Source organism: Oscillibacter sp. (assembly GCF_028693505.1).
GTDB lineage: Bacteria > Bacillota > Clostridia > Oscillospirales > Oscillospiraceae > Oscillibacter.
The window spans coordinates 1-10,070 of the sequence record NZ_JAQUVF010000044.1 but is presented as its reverse complement, the minus strand read 5'-3'; the positions used below and the strand labels follow the sequence as shown (position 1 = coordinate 10,070).

The 10,070-nt window shown below is 54.4% G+C and carries 10 protein-coding genes and 1 tRNA gene; 10 read left to right on the top strand and 1 reads right to left on the bottom strand.

Annotation, left to right across the window (positions count from 1 at the left end):
- Positions 1-110 precede the first annotated feature (110 nt).
- Positions 111-186, bottom strand: a tRNA-Pro gene (locus PHI30_RS09910).
- Between the two features lie 151 nt (positions 187-337).
- Between PHI30_RS09910 and PHI30_RS09905 the strand changes: the two genes are divergently transcribed.
- The 10 genes from PHI30_RS09905 to rplS all read left to right on the top strand — a co-directional run bounded on the left by PHI30_RS09905 (position 338) and on the right by rplS (position 9,877).
- The gene (locus PHI30_RS09905; protein WP_300027261.1) at positions 338-1,354 is read left to right on the top strand and encodes a M23 family metallopeptidase; all 1,017 of its coding nucleotides are present in this window, start codon (positions 338-340) and stop codon (positions 1,352-1,354) included.
- Between the two features lie 7 nt (positions 1,355-1,361).
- A complete protein-coding gene (locus PHI30_RS09900) occupies positions 1,362-1,934 on the top strand; it encodes a site-2 protease family protein (protein WP_300027258.1) in 573 nt (190 codons plus the stop codon).
- 208 nt (positions 1,935-2,142) lie between these two features.
- Entirely contained in the window at positions 2,143-3,192 is a 1,050-nt protein-coding gene (locus tag PHI30_RS09895) for a LacI family DNA-binding transcriptional regulator (protein WP_300027255.1), read from the top strand.
- Positions 3,193-3,535: 343 nt separating this feature from the next.
- Positions 3,536-4,582 carry a C4-dicarboxylate TRAP transporter substrate-binding protein gene (gene dctP, locus PHI30_RS09890; protein WP_300027252.1) on the top strand — a complete coding sequence of 349 codons (1,047 nt, stop codon included), beginning with the start codon at positions 3,536-3,538 and terminating at the stop codon, positions 4,580-4,582.
- Positions 4,583-4,779: 197 nt separating this feature from the next.
- Positions 4,780-5,937, top strand: coding sequence for an ABC transporter substrate-binding protein (locus PHI30_RS09885; RefSeq protein WP_300027249.1), 1,158 nt, complete (start codon positions 4,780-4,782; stop codon positions 5,935-5,937).
- A gap of 14 nt (positions 5,938-5,951) precedes the next feature.
- Positions 5,952-7,118: a CaiB/BaiF CoA-transferase family protein gene (locus tag PHI30_RS09880; RefSeq protein WP_300027247.1), complete on the top strand. Its 1,167-nt coding sequence runs from the start codon at positions 5,952-5,954 to the stop codon at positions 7,116-7,118.
- The gene (locus PHI30_RS09875) at positions 7,115-8,260 is read left to right on the top strand and encodes a CaiB/BaiF CoA-transferase family protein (RefSeq protein WP_300027245.1); all 1,146 of its coding nucleotides are present in this window, start codon (positions 7,115-7,117) and stop codon (positions 8,258-8,260) included. The genes PHI30_RS09880 and PHI30_RS09875 overlap by 4 nt, the downstream gene beginning before the upstream one ends.
- A gap of 45 nt (positions 8,261-8,305) precedes the next feature.
- Positions 8,306-8,809, top strand: a complete 504-nt coding sequence (locus PHI30_RS09870) for a MaoC family dehydratase (RefSeq protein ID WP_300027242.1) — start codon at positions 8,306-8,308, stop codon at positions 8,807-8,809.
- Between the two features lie 69 nt (positions 8,810-8,878).
- Positions 8,879-9,328, top strand: coding sequence for a MaoC/PaaZ C-terminal domain-containing protein (locus tag PHI30_RS09865; RefSeq protein WP_300027239.1), 450 nt, complete (start codon positions 8,879-8,881; stop codon positions 9,326-9,328).
- A 207-nt stretch (positions 9,329-9,535) separates the two neighbouring features.
- On the top strand, positions 9,536-9,877 hold the full coding sequence (rplS, locus tag PHI30_RS09860) for a 50S ribosomal protein L19 (RefSeq protein ID WP_300027236.1): 342 nt from the start codon (positions 9,536-9,538) through the stop codon (positions 9,875-9,877).
- Positions 9,878-10,070: the final 193 nt, after the last annotated feature.

The following is a 10,070-nucleotide window of genomic DNA, read 5'->3' as shown; positions in this document are numbered from 1 at the left end:
CAAAGCGTTTTGAATACCCCTGTGGGGAAAACGCCTTGTATTACAGGCTTTCTTGATAGGAAAAATAAAAGAATTGACCGAAGCAATGTATCATTACTTCGGTCAATTCGTGGTCGGAGTGGCGGGAGTTGAACCCACGGCCTCTTGGTCCCGAACCAAGCGCGCTACCAACTGCGCTACACCCCGGTATGAAATGAAAGAACTTGCTGCCTGCGGCGGTTATTGCGGCCCTGTATTGCAGCTTATCCAGTATACGGAATTTTTTCGGGAATGTCAAGGTCATATTGCTGGAAAACGGACATAGAATGCAAAAGAGTGATGAATGGGAGGGACAGCTATGACTTCACGGCAGGCGGGACGCAGGATCAGCACCATTGCAGCAGAAAAAAAACGGCGCAAGACCGTTCGGAGCGGTGCGCGGCAGACCGCCAGAGCGAAAGATGCGCCCCTGCCAAGCAAGGAACAGCAGCGACTTTTGCAGTTTGTGGTCTGTGGGAGCGTATTTGTGCTTCTGGTGGCGGCTAAGCTGCTGCTGCCAAGTAAAATGGCACAGATCAACGAGAGGCTCTCCGACGCCATGCGGAAGAATATGGACGTTCAGACGGTTTTCTCCGCTGTTGGAAGGGCGTTTTCCAGTGAGGAAGATTTGAATGGGACCGCAAAGGAAGTCTATCAGGCGGTCTTTCATCCGGAAGGCGGGGGCGAGGCACTGGAGACGGCCTACATGGAAAACTTACCGTCCGGTGATACAGCCGCATGGGACACGCTGCGGGAATATCGGGCGGGTAAAGAGGTGCTGACGGGAGAGAGCAAGACGGAAACCGCGGGAAGTGCCGCTACGGAATCTACCGGGACTGCCCAAGCGGAATCTGTGAAAGAGCCGCAGGTATCCACCCTGGCCTACGTCCTCTATTCAGACCAGAACCTTCCGGAAGGCGTCAGTATGGAGCAGGAAATTCTGGGCTTTGATTACTGCACCCCGGTGCTTGCCGCGCTCTCCTCCGGATTTGGCTACCGGGAGCACCCGCTGGAGGGTGAAGAACGCTTTCATTACGGAATCGATCTGGCGGCAAACACCGGCACGGAGGTGGATTGCTTTGCTGACGGTACGGTAAAAGCGGTTGGAGAGAGCAGCAGCTATGGGAAATACTGCATCGTGGACCATGCCGGGGGATATGCCACGCTGTATGCCCATTGCAGCCGGGTCGTTGTCTCCTCCGGGAGCACGGTGTCCGAAGGACAAAAGATCGCCGAGGTGGGGGAGACCGGTATGGCCACCGGCCCGCATCTGCATTTTGAGCTGCACCGGGACGGAAAATACCTCAATCCCATCTATTATGTTTCCGCCGCATAGGGCGTCGGTGCGAATTTCCCCTGGCTTCTGCCTGCTGCTGGCGTGGTTTGGGACGGTGAACGGCTGGCGTCTGCTGGGGACGGTGCTGCTGGCGGCAGGGCTTCATGAAGCGGGGCACTGCATTGCGCTGCGGAGTCTTGGCGCCGGAATTACCGGATTGCGCCTCGGCGTTTTGGGCGCGGTTTTGGAAGTGGACGGCAGGCGCCTTTCCTATGGAAGAGAGCTGGTAACGGTTTTGGCGGGCCCGGGGGCGAATCTGCTGGCTGCGTGCCTGTTTTCCTGTTTGGGGGAGGCCTGGCTCGGCGAGGTAGGCGCCAATCTGGTGCTGGCGCTATTTAATCTGCTGCCGATTTATCCGCTGGATGGCGGCCGAATGCTGCGCCTTTTGACGCAGTGGGCCGCCGGACCGGAAATGGGGGACTGGGCCGCCAGATGGATTGGAGCCGCCACGGCGGCGGCGCTTTTCTGCGGGATTTGCTATTTGATGTGGCGCACGGGGGGCAGTTTGTGGCTGGCTCCCGCCGCGCTGGGCGCGTTGGCGGCGGCGGGGCGGAACCTGCTGGGAAGCGCGGAGGATTGACGTCTTTTGGCCAAGCAGGTATATAATATAGGAATTTCAATGCCGCGGGGGATACTGGATCTGCCATAGCAAAATCGTTTTTAGTCAGTGACGGAATAGAGAGTGAATCTGAGCGGAGAGAAACCGGTTTCGGATTGATTTTTTTGAACAAGTAACCTATAATAAAACTGACTTTTAAACGGAAAGAGTAAGCTGTGGAGGTGAATTCGTGAACAGTGGCGAAATTGCGAAACTTGCAAAAGTTTCCAGAAGTACGGTATCCCGTGTGCTGAACCATCACGCAGGCGTGACAGATAAGATGAGAGAGCGCGTGGAGGCGGTGATCCGGGAGCAGAACTATGTGCCGGACGCTGCCGCCAGAAAGCTGGCCGGAAAAGAAAATCGGATTATCGGTCTTTTCATTATAGATACTGCGGACACCTATGAAGAACATAACATCTGCACAACACCATTCTACAACGACTATATTGCGCAGTCCATTGATATTGCCAATAGCCGCGGGTATGATTTGCTGATTCGCGTGGTACATCATCAAAATTCGGACGAACTGGAGCATTTGTTCCAAAACCGCAGCATCGCTGGTGGAATCATCATGGGGGATCGGATGAATGATTCCCTGCTGGAACATTTGACTGGCAGACAGTACAGAATGGTGCTTTACAATCAGATTACCGAGAGTCCTGCGGCGAATGTTGTGGTCGTCAACTACAACAATTTCAAGTGCGGAAGGATGGCCGGGGAAGAGCTGATCCGGCGCGGCCACAAGCGGATTGCCATGGTTACCGGCGAGACAAATAAAATCTGCGCAATGGAGCGGCTGGAGGGATTGAAGGCCGCGATGCGAGGCGCCAGCCTTACACTGGATTGTGACCGCTATGTGGAATGCGGCGCGTTTCACCGTCAGTCCGGCGGCTATGAGGCGACCCGCCGCCTGCTCAAGCGAAATTTGGACCACATGCCAACGGCAATCTGCGCCGGCTCTGCCGCAATGATGATGGGTACCATGCAGGCCGTGATCGACATGGGCTTTCAGATTCCGCAGGATATTTCCCTGATTGGCATTGACGGCAACAGCCTCTCTCAATATACGGTGCCGACGCTTACAGAGGTCCAGATTTCCAGAAAGCGGGTTGCACTGGTAACGGTAACACGATTGATCGAATTGATCGAAAATGGGGAGACGCCCCAGCACGAGTATGAGATTTCCGAGGCGGAGCTGATCCAGCGCGACAGCGTTAAAATTTTAAGTACAGAATGATTTGCTACCCGCGTATCAAATAAAGCGCCGTCTTTTGCCATGAAGGGAAAAAGACGGCGCTTTATTTAACGGCTACTTTGTGGTTCTGCTGAAGCTGCTCGGACTTTACTTGCGGTACTGTTGGTAAAATTAACGGATTATTGCAAAAAAAGCTATAAAAATTTACAATTGTATTATTTGACACACGTGTATATAATTGTGACCAAGAAGAATTCGGATTTTAATGTTTTGCAAGGGGATGCAGAGAATAAAAAAGCGTGCTTCCCAAAACATTAAAGGATGAATTTGCTTTTACCCTCAATTTGCTACGCGTGTGTAAAATGCTGAAAAGGGAGATCTAGTTATGAACATGAAAAGAGCAGTTGCGTCCTTCCTGACACTTGCAATGACCCTTTCCCTGGCGGCCTGCGGGTCCTCCTCGGAGCAGAGTGCTTCCGGCGGCGAAGCGGCGAAGCCGGCTGCGGAAAAAATCGTGATTCAGGTTGCCCATGAGAACAACCCCGGAGAGCCGGTGTTCGTCGCCGGCGAGGAGTGGCAGAGACTGGTTGCGGAAAAAAGCGGCGGCACCATGGAAATCGAGCTGTTTCCCTCCAGCCAGCTGGGGTCAAAAACGGATTTGATCGACCAGATCATTATGGGGGAGCCGATCATTACCATCTGCGACGGGTCCTTCCTGGCGGAATACGGCGCTCCGGAAATGGCCATCGTCTCCGCCCCGTATGTCTTTGAAAGCTGGGACCAGTGCTGGAAGCTTTTGGACAGCGACTGGTGGCAGGAGGAGAGCGCCCTGCTGGAGGAAAACGGCATCCATATTGTTACCGCCAACTGGATGTTTGGCGAGCGGAACATCATGACCACCAAGCCGGTTCGTACCTTTGAGGACATGAAGGGCATGATCCTGCGCACCCCCAATACCCCCTCCTACATGAAGGCCTTTGAGCTGATGGGCGCTGCCCCCACCGCAATGGCAATCGGCGATTGCTACACCGCGATGCAGCAGGGCACCATCGAGGGTCTGGAGAACACCTTCACCACACTGTACGGTCTTGCTTTCCACGAAGTAGCCAAGTATGTCACGCTGACCAAGCACGTAAAGATGCCCAGCCAGTGGATCTGCAGCCAGACCTGGTGGGATACGCTGACGGCGGACCAGCAGACCATTTTGATGGAGGCCGGGGACGAGGCAGGCCTCATGAACAACGACCTGCAAATGAACGGCACCGAGGACATCATGTCCAAGCTGGAGGAAACCGGCGTGGAGATCATTGACCTGAGCGACACGGAGCGGGCCAAGTTTGCCGCCTCTGTGGCACCTCTGTACGAGGACCCCACCATCACCGCGGGCTGGCGCCACGATCTGCTGGGGTATATTCAGAATTTGACGAAATAAATCCATTGTGATGCGGCCGGGAGCGGAAAAACAGGCGTCCTCTCCCGGCTGAATCATCTCTTTGCGCTTTTGAGCAGAGGTGGAAACGGGCAGGGGAGTATGGTATACTGGTTATCAAATCTCTGCTGCGGGTTCGACGGTTTGCTCTGCTTGCGCAAAGTTCTTGTGGTTAATGAAGTAGGCAGAGAGGATAACGAATGGAGTTAAAAGGAATTACATGGGACCATGCCCGCGGATACGATCCGCTGCTGGTGGTTTCCGAAGCGTTTCAAAAAGAGCATCCGGATGTACAGGTGTCCTGGAAAAAGCGGAGCTTAAAGGACTTTGGAGATTATCCCGTCAGCCGCCTTGCGCAGGATTTTGACCTGATTATGATTGACCATCCCTTTATGGCCGAGGCGCTGCAAGAGAAACTGCTGGTGGTGCTGAATGAGCATCTGACACCCGGCTATTTGCAGCAGTTGGAGGGGGACGAAGTCGGAAAGAGTCTGGAAAGCTACTGCGTGAATGGAGCGTATCAGGGTCTCCCGGTGGATGCGGCGACACAGGTAGCTGCCGCCAACATGGAAATTTTCCGCCGCAAGGGTGCTACGCCGCCGGAAACGTTTGCTGAGCTCATGCAGCTTCATGAGCGGTTGGGGCCCGGAGCAATTGGCGTTGCAATGGCCCCCACCGACATTTTCAGTACGTATTTTGGCCTTGTTGCACAGCTGAGCGGAAAAGACTATTTTGATATGCAGCGGGGCATTGATCCGCAAAAGGGCGCGCTGGCTGCCGCGCGCCTCTATCAGTTAAAGGAAATTTCGGCGCCGGAGACCTTTGAGATGAATCCCATCCACATTCTGGATGAGATGTCCAACCATGAGAAGTTCGCCTATACGCCTTACGTGTATGGTTATACCAACTACTCCAGAGAGGGCTTCCGCCCGCACCTGCTGGAGTTTTGGGACGCGCCGCTGGTAGACCGCGACGCCGCTGTTTCCACGCAGCTGGGCGGCGTTGGAATTGCGATTTCGGCAGCCATTGCCCCGGAAAAGCTGGAAACTGCCGTGCGCTATGCGGAATTTTTGGCATCTCCCGCCATTCAAAAGGGCATTTATACTGCCGCGAACGGCCAGCCCGCCACCTGGTCTGCGTGGATGGACGAGGAAAATAACCGCCTGACCCATCACTTTTTCAAAAATACCATTCGTACCATAGATACCGCGTTTCTCCGTCCGAAGGTGGCTCGCTGGAACACCTTTCAGGAAGCGGCGGGCGAGAAATTGCACCAACAGGTAGCGGAAAATTGTTCCTGTGAAGAAATTGTTCAAACATTAAATGGGCTGTACCGCGAAATCTGCATGGAGAGCTGAAGAGGGAATGAACGATGAGACCATTAGAAGGCATTTTGGTATTGGATTTTAGTCAGTACCTGGCGGGACCCAGTGCTGCGCTGCGGCTTGCCGATCTGGGCGCCAGAGTCATCAAGGTTGAAAATCCAAAAACCGGAGACAACAGCAGACATCTGAGCCTGAAGAATATGTTTTCCGATGGCGACAGCGTGAATTTTCAGGCAATCAACCGGGAAAAGGAAAGCTTTGCGGCGGATTTGAAGAACCCCCACGACCTGCAAATGGTGAAGCGGCTGGTTGCGCAGGCAGACGTTCTCGTTGAGAATTTCCGGCCGGGCGTGATGAAGAAATTCGGACTGGACTGGGAGGGCACCAGCGCGCTCAATACCCGGTTGGTCTATGCCACTGTGACCGGCTACGGTACGGAAGGACCGTGGCGGAGCAAACCGGGACAGGATCTGCTGGTGCAGTCTCTTTCCGGTCTTGCGTACATGAACGGAAACGGCGATCAGCCGCCTACCCCGTTCGGGATCTCCATTGTGGATACCTTTACCGGCACCCATCTGACAGAGGGCGTGCTGGCTTGCCTTGTGCGCCGCGCAAAAACCGGCCGCGGCGGCCGGGTGGAGGTCTCCTTGCTGGAATCCGCGCTTTATTTGCAGCTGGAGGGGCTGACCACATACTTTAACGGCAACCATCAGCTGCCCATCCGAAGCAAGGTGAACAATGCCCACCCCTATGTGGGCGCGCCTTACGGCATTTACGAGACGAAGGATGGCTATATTGCCATTTCCATGGGGTCTGTGCTGGAGGTGGGGAAAATCCTCTCCTGTGAAGCGCTGCAGGCCTATCCGGACCCGGACAGCTGGTTTCCGCAGCGGGATGAAATCAAGCAGATCCTGTGCGAGCACCTGCGGACCAGGACCACCGGAGAGTGGCTTGCGCTGCTGGATCAGGCGCACTATTGGTCCTCTGAAGTGCTGGACTGGAAGCAGATGTCGGAAAGTGACGGCTTTCAGGCGCTGCACTTTGTGCAGGATATCCACCGCTGCGGCAACACCCCGCTTTATACCACCCGTTGTCCCATCCACTATAATGGGGAATTGCTCAGGACGCAAAAGGGCGCGCCCCGTCTGGGTGAGGATGGCGAAAAGATCATTGCGGATTTCCAGCTGGACGGGAAGGAGGCTGAGGAACGGTGAAACCATTGGAAGGCTATTTGGTGCTGGATTTTTGCCAATACCTGTCCGGACCCTATGCCGCGCTGCGTCTTGCTGATTTTGGCGCGCATGTGTGGAAAGTTGAAAACCCGGAGGGCGGCGATCTTTATCGCAGCCTGAACATTTCCAACCTTCGGATCGACGGCGACCAGCCCATCTTCCATGCCGCAAATCGGGGCAAGGAGAGCTTGGCGGTGGACTTGAAGGATGCCGCTCAGCGACCCATGCTGGAAAAGCTGATTGGGAAAGCGGATGTGATGCTGGTGAACTACCGGCCCGGCGTTGCAAAACGACTGGGGCTGGATTATGAGACTGTGCGGGCGCTCAATCCCGGGATTGTTTATGGCAGTATTTCCGGTTATGGAGCGGAAGGCCCTTGGGCCAGTCGTTCCGGGCAGGACCTTTTGGCGCAGTCGGTTTCCGGGCTGCCGTTTTTGAACGGAAATCAGAATCAGCCGCCGCTGCCAATGGGCGTGGGCGTGACGGATATCGTTTCCGGTGAGCAGCTGGTGCAGGGCGTTTTAAGCGGTCTGTACCGCAAGGCGGTTTCCGGAGAGGGCGCCTGCGTGGAGGTCAGCTTGCTGGAAGCTGCGCTGGATATTCAGTTTGAGGGCTTGACCGCATTTTTAAATGACGGCGAGCTGCCGGTGCGCAGCGCCGTCCATAATGCCAACCCCTATATTGGCGCACCCTACGGTATTTATTCTACCAAGAACGGGTATTTAGCCATCGCCATGACCCCCATCCCCGGACTTGGCGAGCTGCTGGACTGCCCGGCGCTGCTGGCGTATCAGGACAGCGCTTCTTGGAGCGACAAGCGGGATGAGATCAAAGCCATTCTGGTGGGGCATTTGCTGGGAGAGACCACGGAGCATTGGCTCTCACTGCTGGAGCCGGCGGATATTTGGTGTGCCAACGTGCAGAATTGGGATCAGCTGCTGCAAACGGAGGGATACCGTGTGTTGGGGATGGAGCAGGACGCCATCACCGGAAACGGTGTGCCCGTTCGGACACTGCGCTGCCCCATACGCATTGACGGAGAGCGGTACTATAACGCCAAGGGGGCACCGAAGCTTGGAGAGCACGACGCGGTGTACCTCGATCAGGTGCTGCGTCAGGAATAAACAGTTGAGATGCCACAATGGCACTGCATAAGGAGGGTGTTACACATGGAAAAAGAATACAAGAATTATGACGAGATTCCCGTCTGGAACGCGGAAGACTGGTATTATGAGGATATTAAGGTAGGGCATCAAATCCGCTCCATCAGACGTACGCTCAGCGAGGGCGAATGCATGCAGTTTAACGCCATGGTGCTGGATATGCATCCCTATGTGGCGGATGAAATTTTCGCCAAAAACGAGGGGATTTTCGGCAGACGTCTCGTGGCCGGCGCCATGGTGTTCAGCGTGGGACTGGGCTTGGTGGCAACCAACTGCGTCAATGCGTTCAGCTACGGCTATGACAAGCTCCGCTTTATCAAGCCGGTTTTCATCGGCGATACGCTGTATACGGTCAAGACCGATTTGGATAAGCAGCCCAAGTACAAGGACATGGGTCTCTACCGCGCCAGCTATGAGGTTTTCAAAAACGATGGGGAATTGGTCCTCTACTGTGAACATCTGCAAACGGTAAAGTATCGCTGCCCTGAAAATTTCCAGAAGGAACAATGAGCTGACAAACTGAAACCCACTGGTTTTAGGCGGATTGGCAGTATCATTTGCCAAGAAAGGGACGGAAAAATGGAACAGGCAATTTATTTTGAAGATTACGAAGTAGGTTCGCAGCGGGAGACCCCGGCCAGAACAATCACGGAAACCGATATTGTGCTGCACGCCGGTCAGACGGGCGATTTCTTTCCCCATCATATGGATGCCGAGTGGTGCAAGAACTCGGAGTTTGGCCAGCGCATTGCCCACGGCACACTGGTGTTTAGCGTGGGCGTGGGTCTGACCGCGTCTGTCATCAATCCTGTGGCATTTTCCTACGGGTATGATAAGCTCCGCTTTATTCGCCCGGTTTTTATCAATGATACCATCCACTCCAAAGTGAGCATCAAGGAAAAGTACCCCAGCCCCAAACATCCGGACAAGGGCTTTGTGGTGGAAAACGTGCAGGTTTTCAATCAGAAAAACGAACTCTGCCTCACAGCGGATCATCTCTTGCTCTGCCAGAAGAAAAATTCGCAGTGAAATGAAGGAATCGTCAAAAAGCAGGAGGATTTCCTTCGAAATTCTCCTGCTTTTTGACGCCTTTTTGCAATTTTATGCTTGCAATTGCAGCTCGTTTATGGTATTCTATTCAGGCTACAAAGGGCGGTCCTCTGCCGCGCACAGGCTAAAATGCCAATGTGCCATGGAAAAGCGGTATGAACACCTATAAATCAGGAGGAAATATCCATGGATCTCATTAAAGAACTCAACAAGGAAACCCTGCAGAAGGAGACGCCTCTGGTCCAGATCGGCGACACGGTTCGTGTCCACGTGAAGGTCAAGGAAGGCTCTCGTGAGCGTATCCAGATCTTCGAGGGCACCGTCATTGCAAAGAAGCACGGCGGCATCGAAGAGACGGTCACCGTTCGCCGCATTTCTTACGGCATCGGCGTGGAGAAGGTTTTCCCCGTACATTCTCCTTCCATCGACACCTTCGAGGTGGTTCGCGGCGGCGCCGTCCGGCGTGCCAAGCTGTATTATCTGCGTGACCGCGTGGGTAAGGGCGCGAAGATCAAGGAGAAGATTTGATCCAATAGGACAAAGAGAGGCAGATGCCTCTCTTTTTTCTTGCGCAAAATCAGGGCTGTCGGCGTGGCAAATGTCAAGAAGAAAATTAACATGCTCCTAAAAATTGGGAGTGAGGAAAGCGGCGCCTGCGGGTGCCGTTTTTTTCCTTTGTAACACAATGTGCGTGTGCCTGGGCGCTGGCTGCCGGGTAGAA

Excerpts from the sequence above, each read along its gene's own strand:
- PHI30_RS09880 (WP_300027247.1), top strand. The coding sequence starts at position 5,952 with ATGAGACCATTAGAAGGCATTTTGGTATTGGATTTTAGTCAGTACCTG.
- dctP (WP_300027252.1), top strand. The coding sequence starts at position 3,536 with ATGAACATGAAAAGAGCAGTTGCGTCCTTCCTGACACTTGCAATGACC.
- PHI30_RS09865 (WP_300027239.1), top strand. The coding sequence starts at position 8,879 with ATGGAACAGGCAATTTATTTTGAAGATTACGAAGTAGGTTCGCAGCGG.
- rplS (WP_300027236.1), top strand. The coding sequence starts at position 9,536 with ATGGATCTCATTAAAGAACTCAACAAGGAAACCCTGCAGAAGGAGACG.
- PHI30_RS09885 (WP_300027249.1), top strand. The coding sequence starts at position 4,780 with ATGGAGTTAAAAGGAATTACATGGGACCATGCCCGCGGATACGATCCG.
- PHI30_RS09870 (WP_300027242.1), top strand. The coding sequence starts at position 8,306 with ATGGAAAAAGAATACAAGAATTATGACGAGATTCCCGTCTGGAACGCG.
- PHI30_RS09905 (WP_300027261.1), top strand. The coding sequence starts at position 338 with ATGACTTCACGGCAGGCGGGACGCAGGATCAGCACCATTGCAGCAGAA.